Annotated in this window: 26 protein-coding genes and 1 riboswitch; of the genes, 22 read left to right on the top strand and 4 right to left on the bottom strand. The window is 41.6% G+C overall.

Annotated features, from left to right (window positions below; genetic code table 11):
• Positions 1–38: 38 nt before the first annotated feature.
• Positions 39–230: riboswitch (cobalamin riboswitch) on the top strand.
• Between the two features lie 116 nt (positions 231–346).
• From HNQ84_RS04215 to HNQ84_RS04155, 13 genes are all read left to right on the top strand, one after another.
• Complete coding sequence (locus tag HNQ84_RS04215; RefSeq protein ID WP_032099931.1) at positions 347–1,303, top strand: ABC transporter substrate-binding protein; 957 nt, start codon at positions 347–349, stop codon at positions 1,301–1,303.
• The gene (locus HNQ84_RS04210; RefSeq protein WP_435621267.1) at positions 1,269–2,309 is read left to right on the top strand and encodes a FecCD family ABC transporter permease; all 1,041 of its coding nucleotides are present in this window, start codon (positions 1,269–1,271) and stop codon (positions 2,307–2,309) included. Before HNQ84_RS04215 ends, HNQ84_RS04210 begins: the two co-directional genes overlap by 35 nt.
• Before the next feature lie 2 nt (positions 2,310–2,311).
• Positions 2,312–3,754: an adenosylcobinamide amidohydrolase gene (locus HNQ84_RS04205; RefSeq protein WP_435621315.1), complete on the top strand. Its 1,443-nt coding sequence runs from the start codon at positions 2,312–2,314 to the stop codon at positions 3,752–3,754.
• A 6-nt stretch (positions 3,755–3,760) separates the two neighbouring features.
• A complete protein-coding gene (cbiB, locus tag HNQ84_RS04200; RefSeq protein ID WP_435621266.1) occupies positions 3,761–4,693 on the top strand; it encodes an adenosylcobinamide-phosphate synthase CbiB in 933 nt (310 codons plus the stop codon).
• Complete coding sequence (cobD, locus tag HNQ84_RS04195; RefSeq protein ID WP_435621265.1) at positions 4,668–5,723, top strand: threonine-phosphate decarboxylase CobD; 1,056 nt, start codon at positions 4,668–4,670, stop codon at positions 5,721–5,723. Before cbiB ends, cobD begins: the two co-directional genes overlap by 26 nt.
• Complete coding sequence (locus tag HNQ84_RS04190) at positions 5,720–6,271, top strand: bifunctional adenosylcobinamide kinase/adenosylcobinamide-phosphate guanylyltransferase (RefSeq protein WP_435621264.1); 552 nt, start codon at positions 5,720–5,722, stop codon at positions 6,269–6,271. The genes cobD and HNQ84_RS04190 overlap by 4 nt, the downstream gene beginning before the upstream one ends.
• Positions 6,250–6,999, top strand: coding sequence for an adenosylcobinamide-GDP ribazoletransferase (locus HNQ84_RS04185; protein WP_435621263.1), 750 nt, complete (start codon positions 6,250–6,252; stop codon positions 6,997–6,999). The genes HNQ84_RS04190 and HNQ84_RS04185 overlap by 22 nt, the downstream gene beginning before the upstream one ends.
• Complete coding sequence (locus HNQ84_RS04180; RefSeq protein WP_183246561.1) at positions 6,957–7,553, top strand: histidine phosphatase family protein; 597 nt, start codon at positions 6,957–6,959, stop codon at positions 7,551–7,553. The genes HNQ84_RS04185 and HNQ84_RS04180 overlap by 43 nt, the downstream gene beginning before the upstream one ends.
• Positions 7,505–7,933, top strand: coding sequence for a bifunctional adenosylcobinamide kinase/adenosylcobinamide-phosphate guanylyltransferase (locus HNQ84_RS04175; RefSeq protein ID WP_435621262.1), 429 nt, complete (start codon positions 7,505–7,507; stop codon positions 7,931–7,933). The genes HNQ84_RS04180 and HNQ84_RS04175 overlap by 49 nt, the downstream gene beginning before the upstream one ends.
• A gap of 12 nt (positions 7,934–7,945) precedes the next feature.
• Complete coding sequence (locus tag HNQ84_RS04170) at positions 7,946–8,527, top strand: cob(I)yrinic acid a,c-diamide adenosyltransferase (protein ID WP_032099922.1); 582 nt, start codon at positions 7,946–7,948, stop codon at positions 8,525–8,527.
• A 2-nt stretch (positions 8,528–8,529) separates the two neighbouring features.
• Entirely contained in the window at positions 8,530–9,000 is a 471-nt protein-coding gene (locus tag HNQ84_RS04165; protein WP_435621314.1) for an ECF transporter S component, read from the top strand.
• Positions 8,993–9,694, top strand: coding sequence for an ATPase (locus tag HNQ84_RS04160; RefSeq protein WP_435621261.1), 702 nt, complete (start codon positions 8,993–8,995; stop codon positions 9,692–9,694). The genes HNQ84_RS04165 and HNQ84_RS04160 overlap by 8 nt, the downstream gene beginning before the upstream one ends.
• Positions 9,695–9,917: 223 nt before the next feature.
• Positions 9,918–10,730, top strand: coding sequence for a histidinol-phosphatase (locus HNQ84_RS04155; protein WP_183243018.1), 813 nt, complete (start codon positions 9,918–9,920; stop codon positions 10,728–10,730).
• A 28-nt stretch (positions 10,731–10,758) separates the two neighbouring features.
• Here HNQ84_RS04155 and serA read toward each other — a convergent pair whose 3' ends face one another.
• From serA to HNQ84_RS04140, 3 genes are all read right to left on the bottom strand, one after another.
• Positions 10,759–12,333, bottom strand: a complete 1,575-nt coding sequence (gene serA / locus HNQ84_RS04150; RefSeq protein WP_183243020.1) for a phosphoglycerate dehydrogenase — start codon at positions 12,331–12,333, stop codon at positions 10,759–10,761.
• Positions 12,334–12,507: 174 nt separating this feature from the next.
• Positions 12,508–13,005 (bottom strand): inorganic diphosphatase, encoded by a 498-nt coding sequence (locus HNQ84_RS04145; RefSeq protein ID WP_032099918.1) that lies wholly within the window; start codon positions 13,003–13,005, stop codon positions 12,508–12,510.
• A 119-nt stretch (positions 13,006–13,124) separates the two neighbouring features.
• The gene (locus HNQ84_RS04140) at positions 13,125–13,373 is read right to left on the bottom strand and encodes a ferredoxin (RefSeq protein WP_003394452.1); all 249 of its coding nucleotides are present in this window, start codon (positions 13,371–13,373) and stop codon (positions 13,125–13,127) included.
• 200 nt (positions 13,374–13,573) lie between these two features.
• On the opposite strand from HNQ84_RS04140, the gene HNQ84_RS04135 reads away from it, so the two are divergent.
• The 9 genes from HNQ84_RS04135 to HNQ84_RS04095 all read left to right on the top strand — a co-directional run bounded on the left by HNQ84_RS04135 (position 13,574) and on the right by HNQ84_RS04095 (position 20,485).
• Positions 13,574–14,596 carry a YpbB family protein gene (locus tag HNQ84_RS04135; protein WP_435621260.1) on the top strand — a complete coding sequence of 341 codons (1,023 nt, stop codon included), beginning with the start codon at positions 13,574–13,576 and terminating at the stop codon, positions 14,594–14,596.
• Complete coding sequence (locus tag HNQ84_RS04130) at positions 14,589–16,031, top strand: RecQ family ATP-dependent DNA helicase (protein ID WP_183246573.1); 1,443 nt, start codon at positions 14,589–14,591, stop codon at positions 16,029–16,031. Before HNQ84_RS04135 ends, HNQ84_RS04130 begins: the two co-directional genes overlap by 8 nt.
• Positions 16,028–16,618 carry a CPBP family intramembrane glutamic endopeptidase gene (locus HNQ84_RS04125; protein ID WP_183246574.1) on the top strand — a complete coding sequence of 197 codons (591 nt, stop codon included), beginning with the start codon at positions 16,028–16,030 and terminating at the stop codon, positions 16,616–16,618. Before HNQ84_RS04130 ends, HNQ84_RS04125 begins: the two co-directional genes overlap by 4 nt.
• A complete protein-coding gene (locus tag HNQ84_RS04120; RefSeq protein WP_435621259.1) occupies positions 16,611–17,129 on the top strand; it encodes a LysM peptidoglycan-binding domain-containing protein in 519 nt (172 codons plus the stop codon). The genes HNQ84_RS04125 and HNQ84_RS04120 overlap by 8 nt, the downstream gene beginning before the upstream one ends.
• Positions 17,130–17,189: 60 nt before the next feature.
• Positions 17,190–17,630, top strand: a complete 441-nt coding sequence (locus HNQ84_RS04115; RefSeq protein ID WP_183246576.1) for a DUF2663 family protein — start codon at positions 17,190–17,192, stop codon at positions 17,628–17,630.
• A 45-nt stretch (positions 17,631–17,675) separates the two neighbouring features.
• Positions 17,676–18,050 (top strand): hypothetical protein, encoded by a 375-nt coding sequence (locus HNQ84_RS04110; RefSeq protein ID WP_183243032.1) that lies wholly within the window; start codon positions 17,676–17,678, stop codon positions 18,048–18,050.
• 1 nt (position 18,051) lies between these two features.
• Complete coding sequence (locus HNQ84_RS04105; RefSeq protein ID WP_183246580.1) at positions 18,052–18,813, top strand: metallophosphoesterase; 762 nt, start codon at positions 18,052–18,054, stop codon at positions 18,811–18,813.
• Positions 18,814–18,895: 82 nt separating this feature from the next.
• The gene (locus tag HNQ84_RS04100; protein WP_183246582.1) at positions 18,896–19,816 is read left to right on the top strand and encodes a MerR family transcriptional regulator; all 921 of its coding nucleotides are present in this window, start codon (positions 18,896–18,898) and stop codon (positions 19,814–19,816) included.
• 81 nt (positions 19,817–19,897) lie between these two features.
• Positions 19,898–20,485 carry a genetic competence negative regulator gene (locus HNQ84_RS04095; protein ID WP_032099910.1) on the top strand — a complete coding sequence of 196 codons (588 nt, stop codon included), beginning with the start codon at positions 19,898–19,900 and terminating at the stop codon, positions 20,483–20,485.
• Positions 20,486–20,513: 28 nt separating this feature from the next.
• On the opposite strand, the gene HNQ84_RS04090 is transcribed toward HNQ84_RS04095, so the two are convergent.
• Positions 20,514–21,200 carry a PIG-L deacetylase family protein gene (locus tag HNQ84_RS04090; RefSeq protein WP_183243038.1) on the bottom strand — a complete coding sequence of 229 codons (687 nt, stop codon included), beginning with the start codon at positions 21,198–21,200 and terminating at the stop codon, positions 20,514–20,516.
• Positions 21,201–21,276: the final 76 nt, after the last annotated feature.

Raw genomic sequence — 21,276 nt, 5'->3', positions numbered from 1 at the left:
TCGTTATGATAGAAACGTAAAAATTGTTCGACAATTACATACATCCGTTGCAAAAAGGTGTCGAACGGGCGACCTAGTAGACTTAATAGGGAATCTGGTGCAAGTCCAGAACTGTCCCCGCAACTGTAAGTGCTGACGAAATGAAATATGCCACTGTACGATTCGTATGGGAAGGCTTCAAAGTAGGATGACGCATAAGTCAGTAGACCTGCCTTTTTGCATCGTCATTCGCGTCTTCGGGGAGTGAGATAGCGAAACGACAAGAGGAGTTATTATCTTTTGTTGTTTCCAACTCATTCCATTTGGGATGAGTTTTTTATTTTGATACATAAAAGGGGGTAAAATCATGAAAAAATGGAAACAGTACATGTGGCTTTTGGCACTCGTGTTGACGCTCGGATTAGCAGCGTGCAACAGTAGCGCAGAGCCAGCGAAAGAAACAAAACAAGAGACCAAAACAGAGGAAGTTGCTTTTCCAGTGACCGTCAAAGATGCGGTTGGTGATGTCACGATTGAAAAAGAACCGACAAAAATCGTTTCACTCATTCCGAGCAATACAGAAATTGCATACGCGTTAGGGCTTGGTGACAAAATTGTCGGTGTCAGCGATTTTGATAATTATCCAGAAGATGTGAAAAACAAAGAAAAAATTGGTGGCATGGAATTTAATGTAGAAAAAATTATTTCGCTTCAACCAGACGTTGTGCTTGCGCATGCATCTAGTGCCCACAATGCTGAAGAAGGGTTAAAGCAGTTAAAAGATGCAGGCATTACGGTCATTGTTGTGCCAAATGCGACGTCGTTCAATGACGTATATGCGTCCATTGAGCTCATCGGGAAAGCGACAGGGAAAGCGAAAGAAGCAGCGGATGTTGTGCAGCAAATGAAACAAAAAATTGATGCGATTGCTGAAAAAGCGAAAGAAGTAAAAGAGGAAGCGACAGTTTGGGTCGAAGTTTCTCCTGCACCAGAAATTTATACAGCAGGAAAAGGAACATTTATGGATGAAATGTTAACGATCATTCACGCGAAAAACGCAGCAGGTGATCAAGAAGGATGGCCGATGTTTACTGAAGAAGATGCGGTGGCATTAAATCCAGATGTCATTATTACGACGTATGGCTATTATACGCCAAACGCTGTCGAGCAAGTGCTCGCTCGCCCAGCATGGAAGGAAGTTCCTGCGATTAAAAATAAACGAGTATATGATGTCAATTCTGATTTAGTTTCTCGTCCAGGGCCACGTTTAGTTGAAGGGGTCGAAGAAATTGCCAAAGTCGTTTATCCAGACATTTTTAAATAATTACATTACTGCATCAATCATTGCGATCGTTGCATTATTATTAGGGATATCGATTGGATCACAATCGATTCCCTTTTCTTCTATATGGGAAACGTTGTTGCATCATACGTTTCATACATCTACAAATGTTCCCGCGGCCATTTCGCAAATTATTGTTTCTATTCGCTTACCACGAGTTGTGCTCGCTTTTTTAGTTGGCGCCGCACTAGCACTTGCAGGGGCAGCGTTTCAAGGTCTTTTGAAAAACGTGTTAGCTGATCCGTATACGATCGGTGTATCATCTGGTGCAGCTGTTGGAGCGGTCATCGTTTTCTTTTTTCAGCTTCATTTGTCGTTTCTCGGTCGTTTTACGTTACCGATTGTGAGCATTATGTTTGCGCTCGTGACGTTATTGTTTGTTTTGTTATTTGCTCGGCTTGCTGAGCGCAATATGGGAATTGAAACAATTGTTTTAATCGGTATTATCATGAATGCGTTTTTCGGCTCTGTTATTTCACTTATGGTTGCCTTTAGCGGTGAGGAATTGCGTCAAGTTATCAGTTGGTTAATGGGAAGTGTCGCGATGCGCGGCTGGCCATATGTTTCTTTATTTGTACCGTTTTTTATCATCGGCTGTCTCGGCTTATTTGTACATATTCGCGAGTTAAACGCCTTTTCATTTGGAGAGCGAGCAGCTGCAAACATTGGTGTACATGTATTACAAAAAAAGTTATTCATTTTACTTAGCGCCTCACTACTTACAGGCGCAGCGGTAGCTGTATCGGGAACGATCGGCTTTGTCGGACTGGTCATTCCGCATATGACTCGTTTGATTTGTGGGGCGAATCATCGAAAATTGTTGCCGCTTTCCTTTTTATATGGTGGCGCGTTTTTAGTATTAGCAGATGTCGTGGCGCGAACGATTGTTGCACCGCGGGAATTGCCGATCGGAGTCATTACATCGTTGATTGGAGCACCGTTATTTGCGATGTTGTTATTTAAAAGTTTAAAACGGAAGACGGGATGAACATGATTGATGTGAAAGACGTTTCGTATCAATATGGGGAAAAGCAAGTATTACACCATATTTCATTTACCGTTCATGAAGGGGAGTTTTTTGGTATTTTAGGGCCGAACGGAAGCGGAAAAACAACGTTAATGAAACTGTTAAGTCGAGAACTGCCGTTACAACGAGGAAATATTGTTGTTTGCGGACGACATATTGAAACGTATAAACCGAAACAATATGCTAAACTCATTGCTGCGTTGCCTCAACATATAGACGTTTCGTTTGGATATACAGTCAAAGAAATGGTTGAGCTTGGACGCTATCCTTACCAATCTACTCTTTTTCCTAAATGGACGGAGGAAGATGATCAAGTTGTTGATGAAGCACTTCGTTGTGTGACATTAGCGCATAAACAACATGTTTTCCTAGAGCAATTAAGCGGCGGAGAACGTCAACGAGCGGCGCTTGCACGTGCGTTAGCACAACAACCGCGCGTATTATTACTAGATGAACCAACGAACCATATGGATGTGGCGCAACAGTTCAAGTTGTTAAATTTATTAAAGCAATCGAAGCTTACGGTTGTTGCTATTTTTCATGATATAAATATCGCATCGCTATATTGCGATCGTCTTCTTTTTTTGCGAGATGGAAAGGCAGTTGCGTGTGGAACACCGAGAGAGTTGTTGAACGAGTCCATGATTGAGGGTGTATTTGATACATGTATGAAACGACATGAACATCCTGTATTACCGAAACCGCTTGTAACGTTCGTTCCGTTTTTAGAACAACCGATTGACGATGTGCCATGGCACGTCACACAACATGAAACGATGGTTGTCATTGAAACGATAAAACCGTTTAAAGTGCTTTCTTCGGCCATCGTTGGCGGTGGCACGCGTTGGGCAACGACTTTTGTAAATCGCCATGTTTCACTGGACTACCGTTGTGACGATGCTGCACAAGAGATGATTGAATTTTTGCGACAACAAGGTTTTGATGAGCAATGGACCGTTGGGATGATGACAGCGGTTGATGTAAGAGATGTTGTGTTTACATCCGCTTATGAACCTGTTCGCCTTTTTGTTGCGGTAACTGCTGGGGTGGGAAATGCCGTTGATAGCGCGAATGCGTGGCGTCGAACGGATGTGATCGCTTCTCCTGGGACAATTAATACGTTTGTTTTTATTGATGCCCATTTATCGGAAGCAGCGTTTGTGCAAGCGTTAATGACTGTAACAGAAGCAAAAACAAAGGCTCTGTACGATAAACAAGTCGTTGATACACAAACAAATACAATCGCAACAGGCACATCAACAGATTGTATTGCCATTGCTGCATCACAACAAGGTACATATTATGAATATGCAGGAACGATTACACCGATCGGCAAACAGCTTGCTCGTTTCGTCTATGAAGCTACACAAATGGCAATCGATCGCTATAATGAACGAAAGGGGTGAGAATCGGTGGCGCACGTGTGGGCTATATTACTTGCGCTTTTGCTTGACCGCATATTCGCTGATCCTCATCGCTTTCATCCTGTTTGTTGGATCGGACAAGTGATTACGTATATGGATCGTCGCTTGAATAAAGGAAAATGGCGAAAAGGAAAAGGGCTACTCACGCTTTTTGTCGTTTGTGCGCTTACGCTTGTCGTAAGCTATAGTGTCATTACTGTTGCGTATCGGCTTTCTTTTTTAGTTGGCATGTTTATCGAAGCGATGATCATTTTTGTTTCTATTGCTCCGACAAGCTTAGCAAAAGCCGCATACAGTGTGCTTGAGCCACTAAAAAGAGGTGATATGGAGGAAGCGAGAAAAAACGTGGCGATGATTGTCGGGCGTGATACAGAGATGTTACAAGAAGATGGAATCGTGCGTGCATGTGTGGAAACGGTAGCGGAAAATACGAGCGATGGAGTGACAGCGCCCCTTTTTTATGCTTTTCTTGGCGGGGGAGCTTTGGCGATGTTATATCGTGCGGTGAATACGTGCGATTCCATGCTTGGCTATAAAAACGAACGGTATGCCCAATTCGGCTGGGCGTCTGCTCGCTTAGATGATGTACTCAATTACATTCCTGCAAGATTAACAGCGTTTGTTATGCTTCTTGTCCATCGTGCTAACAAGCGGGCATGGACATTATTATTTCGTGATGCCAACAACCATCCAAGTCCAAACAGCGGATGGTGCGAGGCAGCGGTGGCCGCATTATTAGGCATTCAGCTTGGTGGGGTGAATACATACAAAGGTGTCGTATCGATTCGTCCGACGATTGGTGATCCGTCTGTTCCACTTGCGTCCGCGCATATTGAACAAGCTGTGGCGATAATGAAACGAACGACAGTTGCTTTTACGATTGGGGGGAGCTTGCTTGCATTTGCCTGTACATGGAGCTAATCCGCATCGCTTATATGAAGCGATGAAAATGAATATACCAAGCGAATATATCGATTTTAGTGTAAATGTAAATCCGCTTTCGCTCCCAGACGAATATATGCTAAACAAAAAACAATGGTTTCATTGGATGAGTGAGTATCCAGAAGAGCGAAGTGAGGCGCTTCGCACGATTATTGCTGAACGAGAACATGTTATGCCGTCAAACGTCTTTGTTGGAAATGGTGCTGCCGAGTGCATTTATTTGCTTGCTGAACAATTTGCAGGAAAACATATCGGTATCATCGAGCCAACGTTTTCAGAATATCGTCAGGCATGTGAAGCGTACGGTTGTACTGTTCAGTCTTTTATGTTAGATAAACATTGGCACCCACCAATTGACCGAGTGATCGAGCGTTTGCCGTCTTTACACGCTCTATTCGTTTGCCATCCGAACAATCCAACGGGCACGGTATGGTCAAAAGAAACGATGTATACTTTGTTAAGAGCGGCAAATGATGAAGGAGTATATATTATTGTTGATGAAGCGTTTTACGACTTTTGGCTTGACGGTTATTCTGTTTCTCCATGTTTGCGTACGTTTGATCGTTTAATTGTATTGCGATCGTTAACGAAAATGTATCGACTAGCAGGTGTACGAATCGGTTATGTGCTTGCACACGAACATGTTGTAAACAAGTTAATGAAGAAACAGCCGCCGTGGAGCGTTAATACGATTGCTCAACAAATGGCAAAACAATTATTAAAAGACGATGCATTTGTGGAGCGAACGAAAGTGTATATTGCATCGGAACGGAAGCGATTATTTGCGCAATTTACAGAACTCGGCTATATATATACACCGTCTGTCGTCAATTTTTATATGTTGCATGATGAGACGATGACGCTATTCCCATTTCTTTTACAACATAGCATTGTCGCTCGTCATACGTTTAATTTTCAAGGGCTTGATGGCAAATATGTTCGTTTAGCTATCCGAACGAAAGAAGAAAATGATTGCCTTCTTTCTTGCTTAAGAAGGTGGAAGACATGATCATATTTATTAGCGGTGGTGTACGTAGCGGAAAATCTTCATTGGCGGAACAATGCGCGAAAAAGATAGCAGAAGCGGGTGATTCGCTTCATTATATCGCCACAGCGATGCGGACAGATGGAGAAATGGAAGCGCGCATCATTCATCATCAACAACAACGAAAATATGATCATTGGCGAACGTGGGAACAGCCGTATGATCTCGATCAGATCATTCCTATTTTTTCTAACCGCCATATCGTATTGCTTGATTGTTTAACAAATTTGTGGGCTAATGAGCTGTTTCGTGATGATCGATGGCACATAGAGGAGAAAGCGCCACGCATCGTGCAACAAATCAAAAAATTAGGCGATCAAGCGAAAGCATGTATAGTTGTAAGTAACGAAATATTTTATGATGGTATACCTCATGAACAAGGAACGTATGCATATATGCACGGACTCGGTTTATTGCACCAACACATTGTTGCATTTAGTGATGTAGCTATTTTGATGCGTTACGGTTTGCCGATTGTAAAGAAAGGAAGATGGCCATGTGGCGCGGAGTGATCTTAGCGATACAGTTTTTAACTGTGTTTCCCATTCGTATGCAAGTCGAATGGAATGAACGAACAGCGCGCGGAGCTGTCTTTTCATTTCCGTTCGTCGGTGCAATCATTGGCACGTTTCTTGTTGCCCAACATGAGCTATTGTTTAATCACGTTTCTTTGCTCGTCTTATCGTTTTCATTCCTATTTTCTTCTATCTTTCTGTCAGGGGGACTGCATGCGGATGGGTGGATGGATTGTAGCGATGCGTATTTTTCATATCGTGATCGAAAACGCCGCCTTGACATTATGAGCGACTCGCGCGTTGGGGCGTTTGCGGTGTTATCGATTTTATTTTTGCTTGGCTTTCGCTTCGTTTTCATATTTGAAACGGTCGCACATATGTCATTGTTTTCTCTTTTTTGTATTCCGTTATTTTCTCGCCTTGGAATGACAGTGCTTTTATTGACAACACCGCTGGCGAAACAAACAGGCATGGCGGCTGCATTTCGTCAATATGTCGATTACCAATATGTGCCAGCTATCATCATGTACGGGCTCATTGCTTTCTTATCGCGTGAAACGATCGTGTTATTTATAGCATTGGTGTTATTTTATGTTGTCGCACGCGCGTTTGTAGTGAAGCAGTTTGGTGGGATAACAGGCGACGTGCTTGGCGCGTTCATTGAAGGGAGCGAAACCTTTTTATGGCTCATCATTTGGCTATTACATACATTCGTCATTTTGTAACGAAAGAAAATGAAGCGAAGCAATATATCGGTTGGACGAATGTGCCGATTGTCAAACAACCGAATGTGTCGCATCAGCTTGAAGCGGACATCGTTATGGCAAGTGATTTGCTTCGTTGTCGACAAACGGCACAGCTTTTATTCCGAGATGTTGTTATTGAATGTTCGTATCGTTGGCGTGAACTCCATTTTGGCGATTTTGAAGGAAAAACATATGAACAATTGCAAACGGTTGAAGCGTATCGCTACTGGCTCGGCGATCCATTTCGTTATGCGCCTCCAAACGGAGAGACGTTTACCGATTTTGAAGCACGGGTGGAACAAGCGATTGACGATGTTGTTCGTCGGTCGGTGTCGCATGTTGTTGTTGTGACGCATGGCGGAGTGATTCGTTATGTGTTATCACAGTACGCACCAGACGTACGTCCGTTTTGGGAATGGCACGTCTCTTTTGGCGAAGGAGTGACACTTTATAATACGAAAGAACGATGGAGGGAGAGAAAGCGATGCATTTCGTTAGCGGCGGTGCGTTTCAAGGAAAACGAAAATGGGTAAACGCATATTATTCATTAACGCATACGCCACACGTTTGGCATTGTGCATATGAACAGCCGTTTTCATTTCCAAACGGTCATGAACATGCCACTATTGTTGTGCTTGAAGGAATTGAGCAATGGATTCGCGAATATTTCTTTCCTTATACAACACGTGAAAAAGAAGCAATCATGTCGTATATGTATGCGTGGGAAAGATGGGAAAAAGAGGGGAGACGGACGGTCATTTGGATTGGCTGTGATATTAGTCAAGGAATTGTGCCAATTGATGCGCATGAACGATCGTGGCGAGATGCGGTAGGCTGGACGTATCAACAGCTTGCGCGCATATGTAACCGTGTGGATTACATATGGTGTGGTATGCATGAACAAATAAAATAGGGGTGATTGACTATGAAATTGTACACGAAAACAGGAGATCAAGGGCAAACGAGTTTAGTCGGTGGACGAGTTGATAAAAACCATGTGCGTGTGGAAGCATACGGAACAATTGATGAAGCAAATTCAGTCATCGGTTGGGCGATGACATTATTGCAAGATGAGAAATTTCGCGATATTTATCAAGAACTACAGCGCATTCAACATGAGCTTTTTGATTGTGGTGGCGATTTAGCGATCGTTAGTGAGAAAATGCCGTACAAAGTGAAAGAAGATATGGTGACGTTTTTAGAGGAACGGATTGATGCGTATATTCAACAAGCACCACCGTTAGAACGGTTTATTTTGCCGGGAGGGTCACCGCAAGCAGCTGCGTTACATATGGCACGTACAGTAACGCGGAGGGCGGAACGTTGTGTCGTGGCGTTAATGAAACAAGAACAAATGAACAAAGTCGTTTTGCAATATATTAACCGTTTATCAGACTATTTATTTGCAGTTGCGCGCGTTGTTAACGCTCGCTTGCAAGTGAAAGACGTAGAATATGAACGAAGCGCCATCGTGTTTCGTGATAAAGAAGAAAAGAAGGGAGAATGATGATGCGGCGTCTGACGTTGCTTGTTATGTTTATTAGTTTATCAGTCATCGGTTCGCTTATAAAAATCCCATTTACAATTGGCAGCATTGCGCTCGATAGCGCCCCTGCGGTTGTAGCGGCCTTTTTACTCGGTCCGACGGCGGCTGCGCTCATTGCTAGTGTCGGTCATATTGTATCTGCATTGTTTGGCGGTTTTCCGCTCGGGCCATTTCATCTGCTTGTAGCGTGTGAAATGGCTGCGCTTTTGTATGTTGTCGGCTTACTCATAAAAAGAGGTTGGCTCATTTACAGTTATATATGTTTTTTTATAGGCAACGCATTTATTGCACCGTTGCCATTTATATGGATTATTAGTCCAGCATTTGTTTTATCTATTGTCCCTTCTCTTGCGTTAGCAACAGCAGTCAATTTGGCGATTGCTATTGTTGTTTCAAAAGCGCTACAACGTGTCAGGGGGGAGCAGCATGCGTGATGTATTATGTGTGCCGCTTGACGAACAACATGAGCTCGTTTTTGCGGCCGATTGTTCGGGCGGGATTGGATTAAAGCAACATGATGTTGTTCATGTACCATATGACGTTGTCGGTTATTACGGAGCGCGCGTTGCGCTCATGGAACTCCTAAGCATTGGGGCAACACCTAATGCTTTTATACTACAAAACTTTGTCGATGATCGTTCATGGGGTGCACTTGTCACAGGCGTCGAACAAACGATGGCAGAGTTACAGTTATCGCTTCCTGTAACAGGAAGTAGTGAGTCAAACATACCGCTGATGCAATCCGCTGTTGGATTTGTTGCTGTCGGCACGGTGCGTAAAACAGAAAAAAGGATAAATTTTACGCCAACGGATGCGTGCTGGGCAGTGATCGGTGAGCCGCTCGTTGGCGAAGCGGTTATACATAAAAAGGACCGTATGATTCCGCTTTCTTTATTTCGCATGTTGTTGCACGTAGATGGGGTGTATGAAATGATCCCAATCGGTTCAAAAGGAATATGTCATGAGTGGAAACTCATTCATGGGGATAAACCGATTCATTGCGCCCTTCCGCTACATGCTTCTGCTGGTCCAGCGACATGTGTGTTGGTAAGTTATCATCGAAAGCAAGCACCGTTATTACAATCACTGGCGCAAACACTTTTTTATCCGATTGTAAATGAATTGTAAAATGTCATGTTCTATCGTTCTAACCGTTCATTTTTTCGCATACAACATATATGGTCATTAGTGAACGGGAGGGAATAAACGATGGAAGATATGATGAAACGGGTGCTTGTTGTTGTTGGCATGGCAGCATGCATTCATTTATTGTTTTTTGTTGGCTTAAACAACTAGAAAAAGAGAGACATGTGCTATATAATGAAAAACAATACGAAAGGGGGAGAAAAAAATGTTAACAGATTACCATAATCATTTAGAGCGCGGGACGTTAACGCTCGACTATTTGAAGCAATTTACGGACGAAGCCGCGCGAAAAGGCATTGAACATTTTGGTATTTCCGAACATGCGTATCATTTTTATCAAACGAAAAATATTTTATCGAATCCATGGATTGAAGAACGTCGTTATTATGACATGGCTGACTACGTTCGTTTATTTCACGAAGCGTGGGATGCTGGAATTGATGTAAAGATGTCGATCGAAATGGACTATACGCCAGGTAAACATGAAGAAATGGCGCAATTTATTCGCGCCTACGATTTTGATTATGTCATCGGTTCGATTCATTGGGTTGATGATTTTGGCATTGATTTAGCCGAGTTTCGGAAAGAGTGGGATCGTCGTGATCTATACGATACATACCGAAAATATTTCGATCAAGTCGTGACGTTAGCTGAATCGAACTTATTCGATATCATCGGTCATTTAGATTTAGTAAAAATTTTCAAATACGTGCCAGAAGACGAAGAGTTTTTGCTTGAACAGTACGATCGTGCAACAACAGCGTTAGCGAATTCTAAAACGTGCGTTGAAATTAGTACCGCAGGTTTGCGTAAACCGGTCGGTGAACTATATCCCGATCCTCGTCTATTACAAATGTGCTACAACAAAGGTATTCCGATCGTGCTATCGTCCGATGCACACGTACCGCAAGATGTCGGTGCCGATTATGACAAAGCGATCGCTCTTGCGAAAACAGTCGGTTACGAAGAAATTATGACGTTTTGTAAAGGGGAACGAAAAGCCGTTCCGCTTGGATAAAAAAGGTTCAGCCATGCGGCTGAACCTTTTATACTTCTAATCTTTTTACAACATCAATATCGCTAATTTGTTCGAGCGTTTCAACGAGCGTATCATCAAGCGGTTTATCGAGCGAAAGCATCATAATCGCTTTTCCGCCAGCTTCTTGGCGACCGACTTGCATCGTTGCGATATTTACTTGATGGTCACCTAAAATATTTCCGACTTTTCCGATCATTCCTGGTTTATCATGATGTTGAATGTATAGCAAATGTCCTTCTGGAGCAAAGTCGATCGCAAAACCGTTAAAATGAACGATACGATCACCATAGTGAGCGATATGCGTTCCTTTCATCGTAAACGTTTTGTTTTCACCATATACTGTTAATGTAATGCTGTTATTGTAGTCGTTTCCGTTTGCCGAAAATTTTTCGCTAAAGGCGATGCCGCGTTCTTTGGCGATCATCGCTGCGTTCACTTCGTTGACGGTTGAAGCGACGCGAGGTTTTAAAAATCCAGCGAGCAAACTACGTGTAATAAATGTTGTTTCTAAATCTGCAACAGAACCAGAATACGTAATCGCAATTTCTTGAACAGGTTCGCTCATATATTGCGAAGCGAGAATACCCATTTTTCGAGCTAATGTATAAAACGCTTGAATTTTCTCGTATACATCTTTTGAAAGTGTCGGCAAGTTAATGGACGATGTGACAGGTTTTCCTTGTAAAAATGTTAATACTTCTTGAGCTACTTGTGTCGCTACATTCACTTGCGCTTCGACTGTTGATGCCCCGAGATGTGGAGTGACGATGACGTTATCAAACGAAAGAAGCGGATGATCTCCTGGAGGCTCTTGTTCAAATACATCGAGCGCAACGCCTGCCACGTGTCCATTTTCTAAAAACGAAATGAGCGCTTGTTCGTCGATAATTCCACCGCGGGCGCAGTTAATTAAATACACACCTTTTTTCGTTTTTGCTAAATTTTTTGGACCGAGAAGTCCTTTCGTCTCTTTTGTTAACGGTGTATGTACGGTAATGATATCCGCTTGTGCAAGCAACTCATCAAGCGTGCAAACGTCGACACCAATTTTTTCTGCTCGTGCTTTCGTTAAAAATGGATCGTACACATGAACATGCATACCGAATGCTCGTGCCCGTTTCGCTACTTCAGAACCAATGCGACCAAAGCCGATAATACCTAAATGTTTTCCAAATAACTCGACACCAACGAAAGCGGAACGATTCCATTCACGTGATTTGACCGAGATGTGCGCTTGTGGAATACGACGCACTAATGAAGCCATCATCGCAAATGTATGTTCCGCTGTTGAAATCGTATTGCCGTTTGGGGCGTTAATGACGACGACACCGTATCGTGTAGCTGCATCAACATCAATATTGTCCACACCAACCCCAGCGCGTCCAACAATTTTTAAATTTTTCATTTTTTGTAGTAACTGTTCTGTTACTTTTGTTGCGCTACGAACGAGTAACGCATCAAATTGATCAAGCTCATCTTCTACATCACCTACTTTTTTTTGTACGACTTCAATCGTTGGATCAGCAAGAAGTGGGGCAAGACCTTCTTCACTCATCGCATCAGCTACTAAAATGCGAACCACAAATATCCGCTCCTTTCAAGCTATTAGTTTTTAAATTTCTGATAATTTAACATAACCGTATACGCGTGTCAATAACTTTCGGAAAGGTCATACAAATGAAAGCGTTTTTATATATAAATGTTCGGAAAAAAGACGAAAAGCTGGCTCAAAGCCAGCTTAAAACATGGAATGTATTTATTTTTGCTCATTGTAACGCGCGATGCATTCGTCAATAAGTTTCGCAGCTGCTTCTGGGCCTTCCCACGTACCGATTTCTGTTTTCTTTCCTTCTAAGTCTTTATAACGCTCAAAGAAATGAGCAATCTCTTTTAGTTTATGTTGTGGAAGATCTTCAAGCGTACGCACATCAGCAAAGCGAGGATCATCGACAGGAACACCGATTAACTTCGCATCTTCTTCGCCACCGTCTACCATGTTTAAGTAGCCGAGTACACGTGTTTCGATGACGCAACCAGGGAATGTTGGATTTGTCACGATAACTAAAATATCAAGTGGGTCGCCATCTAATGCGAGTGTATTTTCTAAATAGCCGTATTCTGCAGGATAAAACATTGGTGAATATAAGACGCGATCGAGTTTAAATACGCCACGCTCTTTGTCATATTCATATTTGTTTTGGCTACCTGTTGGAATTTCAATAAACGCTTCAACAACTTTGTTTTCAAACGCCATGCCAAATTCCTCCTTTTTGTTATGTATACTTTTTTATTATAGTCGATTGGACAAGTGGTGACAATGACTGAACGAAAGAAAAGGGCAAGCTTCATATGAAGTTTGCCCTTAGATGTTTCTTATTCGAATTTGTTTGGATCGCCGTCAAATGGCTCGTCCGCTACTTTGATCGAGTCTGTTGGACAGCCTTCAAATGCATCCATCATATCATCAATGAGTACGTCTGGCACTTCGACAATGCCTTGGTTGTCGTCTAGTGTAACGTAAGCGATACCTTCATCATCGTAATCGTAAATGTCTGGTGCAGCCGCTCCGCATGCACCGCAAGCAATACATGTTTCTTTGTCAACAATCGTGTACTTTGGCATACAATGACCCTCCTTAATTATATGGAACCAATCGCTTCGTATGAAACGTTGGAAACGTATTCCTCACACTTTTATAATAAAGGTGTTGCGGTAACTTTTCAATAAAAAACTCCAATGAAAATGCTTATCAGTACGTAGTTTTCCCTCACATCCCCTCGCTTAATCTGATAAAATGAAAGGGAAAATGGAGTGAATGTCGCATGTTACAACATATCGTTTTATTTTGTATCGATCGGTTTCGTGGAGAACGATCACTAGCTGCGATCGATCATTTACTCAATGGAAAAAAAACAGCCCAAACGTTACAAGATAGTAAATGGTATGACGTTAGCCGTTTATTTGGAATGGTACCGATTGATCGTTCTCGTTTATTTGATGTCGCACGAGCATTAGAGGCGGATGGATTCATTTCTCAAGTCGATGAACATATATATTGCACAACTGCAAGTGGAAAAGAGAAACTTCGACACTTTATCCTTCCTCCTTACATTGATGGATGGAAATATATGAATGAATCTTCTTTGTTTTGGAAAAGGCTCTCTTTACTCATTCAAACGATCTCAAACATCATTCATCGTACGTCATTTGAGCCTATACATCGCGATGAACACATTCAATCGTTCGTGAAACGGTGGCTGTTTCAACATACACATATAAAAACGCTCGCTCGTTCATTATATGAAGAAATGTACGAGCTACTTAGTTATGTGGAAGAAAAAGATGCTAACATTTTCGTTTGGCGGTTAACAAGCCATGAACGCATCGGATGGACGAACGAACAAATTGCTTATGCCATAAATGAGGAAGATGTGGCGGTTTTGTTATCGTTTCAAAACGTCCTTCATTTTATGCTTGAAATGACAGAGAAAGAAACGGAAAAATTTCCGCTTTTATATTCGTTACGTGAACGAAAACGTTCACAATTGACAAGTTCAGCTCAAAAAACGTGGGAATTGCTAAAGGAAGGTTATTCACTTGAACAAATTGCACAGCTGCGCGGGTTGAGAAAAGGAACGATTGAAGATCATATTGTAGAAATTGCCACGTATATTCCAACGTTTGTGTCGACACCATTTTTGGAGGAAAATAAACGCAAGCGCATTATTCAACAAGCACGTCAATTAAAGACGAAAAAATTGCGGGCGATAAAAGAATTGTTACCAGACGTTTCTTATTTCGAAATTCGGCTCGCGCTAGCAAGGTGGGAGAGAGAAGATGCTTGACATATTAAAGGAACGATTTGGTTACGATTCGTTTCGCATAGGACAAAGGGAAATTATTGAAGATGTGTTGAATGGACAAAATTGTGTTGCTATGCTTCCGACCGGTGGAGGAAAATCGCTTTGTTATCAGCTCCCGGGTTATATGTTAGACGGCAGTGTGTTGATTATTTCCCCGCTTGTTTCACTTATGGAAGATCAAGTACAACAACTGAGAAATCGTGGTGAAAAACGTGTGGTAGCCCTCAATCGTTTCCTTTCTTATCGCGAAAAAAAAGACGTGTTGCGTGAGTTGGCATCGTATCGTTTTATTTATGCTTCTCCTGAAGTTTTACAATCTCCGTTACTCATTGAAGCGCTAACACGTATAAACATTTCGCTGTTTGTTGTAGATGAGGCGCATTGTATTTCACAATGGGGACACGATTTTCGCCCTGATTTTTTGAAGCTAGGTCTTCTTCGCGAGACGCTTGGCAATCCGCCTTGTTTAGCACTAACGGCAACCGCTACACGCCAAGTCATTGATGATATCGTGACAACGCTTCGCCTGGATCATGTCAAACAACACGTGTATCCACTTGATCGCACAAACATTTGTTTATGCGTTCAATATGTTCGTACGCTAGAAGAAAAAATCACGATGTTAAAACATCTCGTTGCGATATTGCCGAAACCTGGAATTGTGTACGTCGCTAGTCGGCAATGGGCAGAAACATTATCCGAGGTGCTTCGTGAGGATCATCGTGTAAGCTACTATCATGGAGGCATGGATGGTGAACAGCGACTACTTATTCAACAACAGTTCGTTTATGATCAGTTAGACGTCATTTGTTGTACAAATGCGTTTGGAATGGGGATCGATAAACCGAACGTTCGCTTTGTCATCCATTTTCATTTGCCGACACAACCAGAAGCATATTGGCAAGAAGTTGGGCGAGCCGGGCGCGATGGAAACGAAAGCATCGCGATATTATTGTATGCACCAGGAGATGAACAAGTGGGACAAACGATAATCGACATGGAATTTCCGACGATGGAACAAATCGTTTATGCGCTACACGCTTTACGTCATGGGCAGAAAGAAACAGGGCTGACAGATGTACAACAACGTCTACTTTTATATTGGCTTGAACAAATGGACAAACAGGAGCATATCCACACATTAGCGAAGCAACTATATGCCCGCATGGAACAAAGAAAAAAAGAAAAACTGACAAAATGGATATTTATGCAACGATGGGTAACCGGGCACACATGTCGTCGACGTTCGCTTCTTTCGTATTTTGAACAACAGCCGCTTAAAAACGAACGTTGTTGCGACCAATGTGGCGCCCATATACATACAGATGCCACTATCGAACGCATTCAACAAATACAGCTTCGGTCTTGGCATGAAGAGCTTTGTTCAATGTTTGCCATAAAGGTGGGGAACAAATGATTAAAAAACAAATGGAAATAGCAAGTCAAATGAACGACCGAGAAATTGTATATCATCTATATATAACACAAGCGCTTATTTTTCTTGTTGCTGTCATATTCAGTCTATTTTTATTTACGCCTGTGACATTTTTTTCGATGTGGCAGTGGGATATACGGGAAATACTATTATACGGTAGCGGTTGTGCGGCGCTCGTCCTTTTTGTCGATTTTTTACTTATTCAGTATGCTCCTGAACAATGGTATGATGATGGTGGAATTAATGAAAAATTATTTCGTTCCCGTTCGGTACCGAGCATTTTTCTGATGACTATGGTCATTGCATTTTGTGAAGAGCTGTTGTTTCGCGGTGTCATTCAAACACACGTTGGCTTATTTTTCGCAAGCGTCATTTTTGCTTTATTGCACATTCGCTATTGGCGAAAATGGCTTCTCCTCGTTGCTGTTGTTAGTTTGAGTTTTTGGATTGGGCTTATATATGAATGGACAAATAATTTATGGGTAACGATTTTTGCTCATTTTCTTATAGATTTTATTTTAGCGTTACACATCCGATATTGCACAAAAGAGGTGACAAATGATGCGTGAAGATCAAGCAGAAAACTTGCGCAAGAAGATGGAAAGTATCGGGAATCGGCTAGAAAATGATGAACTTCAGTTGCCACCCCGTAGCGAAGTGCATAAAAAGAAAAAAACGAAATGGAAAATCAAACATCCGCTCATTCGCATTCTTGCGCTCTTTTTTGCTTTATTACCTATTTCCATTTATAGCATATACCACTTAGTTGAAAAACGACCGATCCAAGTCGTGACGATTGATAATGAAAGCTATGAGACTGTTGATGTCGATCAACAAAAAGAACATAAGCCACAACAGCCGCTTGAAAACGAAGCAAAAGAAGTGGAACAGGAGTCGAATGAGACAGAGTCATCCTTTACGTATCATACGGTACAAGAAAATGAAACATTATATAGTATTGCGATGAAATATTATGGAAATGAAAAAGGAATGGATCTCATTAAAGAATGGAATCATTTAACGAGCATGAAGCTACAAAAAGGCCAAGTATTAAAAATCCCGAATATGAATGGAAAATAAGGTATACTGCCTCACCGATGGACATACAATCGTAGTAAAACATGATCGGTAGGGGTGGTTATGATTTTTCCGATTGAATTAGACGAAGTAACAGAAGTGATTTTAAAGCGAGTCATGATGCATAAAAAAGAATGGAATGACATGAAAAAAAGAATGCAACTATCATTCATTTTGTTTTTGCTTTCACTTGCTTTATTTGGATTATATATGTATCAGACGATCGTTATTCCGCATCGTCCATCCATAGAACGAATGATGATGGCACTCATTGATGATGAACATACCTTTTGGTTCGCTGTATTCGTTGGATCGCTCGCCTGGCTCGCCTTTTTTTATAAAAAGAAAAGCGAAAAAGCGGAGCAAGACTTCCATGCACTCCGTTGTGAATTCATTCAGAAAAGTAACGAATTGCTTCAAGAGCGGGCGTGGGAGAAAAGGCACGTTCTTTATGAATGGATGAAAAAAACGTACGATATTTCGCTTTACCATGAAAATAAGTGACCACAAACTCTCTCGCTTCATATGTTGAAAAAGGGAGGGAGCAACATGTGGTTTCTTTTTATTGTTGGATTGTTATGTGGATATTTTATGATCGCTTGGACGCCAACGGTAGAGCCGTTCGTGTTGGAAGTGTTTTTGACGGATATCATTTTCGATCCACTGAAAACATTTTTTGCGCTTGTTAGTTTTTTTATTGGTTTTATTTCCAATGCTATCTTAATTCGCTCAGCGACTTGGCATACGTTACAAGCGTGGCGAAAGGAAACAACGAACCGAAAAGAGCAATTTCTTTCGTATAGCGTATTGCTCACATTTTTTATATTGTCGATGATTGATGTGAAAAAAACGATAATTTTTTTTCTCTTTTCTTTTGCATATGGTATGATGTCAATGAACGTATACAAAGAGAGGGAAAGTTAATATGGTGTATATTATCGTAGCTTTTGTTGCATTTATGATATACATGTGGATCGAAGCGCATCGTCATCGAGTAGTTTTTCATTCATTATCATTTCCAACGTTTCCAGAAAGCTTTTCTCGCTTTCGTCTTTTTTTTATTTCAGATATTCATCGTCGACGTATATCTGAAACGTTTATTGATTCATTAAAAGGAAAAGTCGATCTTGTCATTATCGGCGGCGATTTAACTGAAAAAGGGGTCCCATTTTCACGTGTCAAACGAAATATTGAATTGTTAAAACAGCTCGGTCCTGTTTATTTTGTTTGGGGAAATAATGACTATGAAGTAGATTACCATGAGTTAGACGCACTACTACTTGAAAGCGGTGTGAAAATATTAGATAATACAGCGGTTACATTTGAAAGTGAGCGAGGTGATTGCATCGCTTTGCTCGGTGTTGATGATATGAATAAAAGGCGAGATCGGCTCGATCTTGCGTTAAGCGATGCAGAGCATACAACGTTTCGCATTCTCGTTAGTCATGATCCACGCATTATTGAAAAAATCATGCCACAACATCAAATTGATCTCGTCTTAAGTGGACATACGCATGGTGGACAAATTCGTCTCGGACCGTTTGGCTTATATGAGAAAGGATGTTTGCAAAATATAAATGGAACGATGTTGCTTGTTAGCAACGGATATGGGACGACGACGCTCCCACTTCGTTTAGGTGCACGCGCAGAGACGCATCTCATTGAATTAAAACATGAAAAAAGTTAAGCAAAACCTATACAAATTTTACACACTTCCTTCACATCCGCTATAATGTTGACAGAATGACGCGAGATATGGAGGATTTTGTATGTCAACACAAGAAGGAAAATATAATGTGAAGGCGGTCTCAAACATGCTAGGGATTCAACCCGGGACGTTGCGGGCGTGGGAGCGCCGTTATCAAATTATTGCCCCACCGCGCAATGAAGCAGGGCACCGTCTATATACAGAAGAGCAAGTACAAATATTAAAATGGCTCGTTGATAAAGTAAATCAAGGGTTTACAATTAGCCAAGCCATTTCGCTGTTAGAACAGCGACCGTCAGAAATGCATATACAAGCAGAAGATCATGTCACTGCGCTTCGCGAACGGTTATTGCAAGCCCTTTTATCATTTGAAGAGTGGACAGCACATGAATTGTTAAACGAGGCGTTCAGTTTATATACGGTTGAAAAAGTTGCACTTGACATATTAAGTCCACTTCTTGTAAAGATCGGGGACTTATGGGAAAATGAAAAAATTACGAGCGCACATGAACATTTCGCTTCCGCCTTTTTACGCTCACGACTTGGTATGGCCTTTTCTATGATTCCAGTGAATCGCTTGCTTCCGAAAACGATTTCTGTTTGCGGGCCAAATGAATGGCATGAACTTGGATTACTTATTTTTACTTTATATTTGCGCAGAAGAGGTTATGAAACCATTTATTTAGGGGCAAGCATTCAACAACAAGATTTACCGATTGTTATTCATGAAGTGAAACCCTCATACCTCTTTTTATCTTGCACGTTACAACAAAATGTACGAGCGACACTACAACTTGTCGATCAATTGAAACAAACATATCCACATATTCGTATTGGAATTGGGGGACGGGCGTTTGATGAGATGGACGAACCAGTGAAAAATAAGTATCGCGATCATCTTCTTGGACAGTCAAAAGAGCAATGGGATGAATGGTTAAAATCGAATGAAAAATACTTGTCTAAAAGGGAGAAAACGATGTAAACTCATTAGTAATATGACGAACATTTTTACACGTTCGTCATATGCTAACAGTAAAGTCTGTGTAGGTAAGGAGGGATGTTTATGCGGCTTGAACGCTTAAACTACAATAAAATTAAAATATTCCTCACATTTGATGATCTAGTCGAGCGCGGTTTAACGAAAGAAGATTTATGGAAAGACACGTTTAAAGTGCATGAACTATTTCGTGATATGATTGAGGAAGCAAGTGAGGAGCTCGGCTTTGAAATTAACGGGTCGGTCGCTGTTGAAGTGTACTCTTTACCGGCACAGGGCATGGTCGTGATCGTAACGAGCGAAGGTGAGATGACAGATGAGGAAGACGAGTTTAGCGATGATTATATTGAAATGCAAGTAACGCTAGATGAAAGCGATGATATATTTTTCGAATTTCAAACGTTTGAAGATGTTATTCAATTAGCAACGCGTCTTTATTCGCTCGGTTGTCATGGCGGCTCGCTTTACAGTTATGAAGGACGCTTTTATTTACATTTTGCTGAATCCGTTATCCCGACAGATGACTTTGTTGCTATTTTGGCTGAATATGGAAGTCCGTCCACATTGACGATTTATCGTGTCGAAGAGTACGGCAAAAAATTGATCGCCAACGAAGCGATCGCCCAACTATATAAATACTTTGTACAAAAATAACCTTCGCTCATGCGCGAAGGTTATTTTTTTAAAATGGATAAGGTGGCTCACTTTCTTTGGACCATGCACGTATAAAGTATTCACGGTTTTGAAACTTATGAAACGAGTCATGATGAACAGTTGGGAACACGCGCTCGACAGATAAATGTTGCGTGCGGTGCGCAAGTAAAGCTTCGCGCACTTTTTTTGCTTCTTCATCTGTAAACGTAAAGACGATATCAATGTTTTCGATTGGATCGCCGTAGCGGTCAGGTCGACCAACGACAGTTACATAATACAACTGTTCGACAATATGATCCATTGATGTTACTGCTTGATAGGTGGCGCGCTGAATCGCTTTGTGGTCCTGGTGTCCAGAAATACCGTGTGGCGGAAAGGTCACGACAACGGTCGGTTTATATTGTTCAATCATAAGACGAATTGAATCAACAAGTTGTGTTTCGTATTCGAGTAGTTTTCCATCGGGATATGTACCGGTAACAACGTGATCAACACCTAAAATAGCTGCTGCCTGTTCTAATTCTTTTTTACGCACGTGAGGGAGCTGTTCCTTTGTACAAACTGGCGGATTTCCGCATTTCCCTGCATCGCCAAGTGTCGCGCTATATACGATCGTTTCGACATCCTCACGTTTGGCTAATGAGGCAAGCAATCCCCCAACCGTAAACGTTTCATCATCAGGATGTGCAAAACAAAATAAAATTCGTTTTTTCATCTTTTTCGCCCCTTTCTATTGTATGTTCATTATATCGCTTTCATATTGTGATGTGAATGATCGTTTTTTTTTTGAA

This window comes from Anoxybacillus eryuanensis (genome assembly GCF_051200995.1).
In the GTDB taxonomy this organism is placed as follows: Bacteria; Bacillota; Bacilli; order Bacillales; family Anoxybacillaceae; genus Anoxybacillus; species Anoxybacillus tengchongensis.
This window is presented reverse-complemented; position numbering and strand designations above follow the sequence as displayed.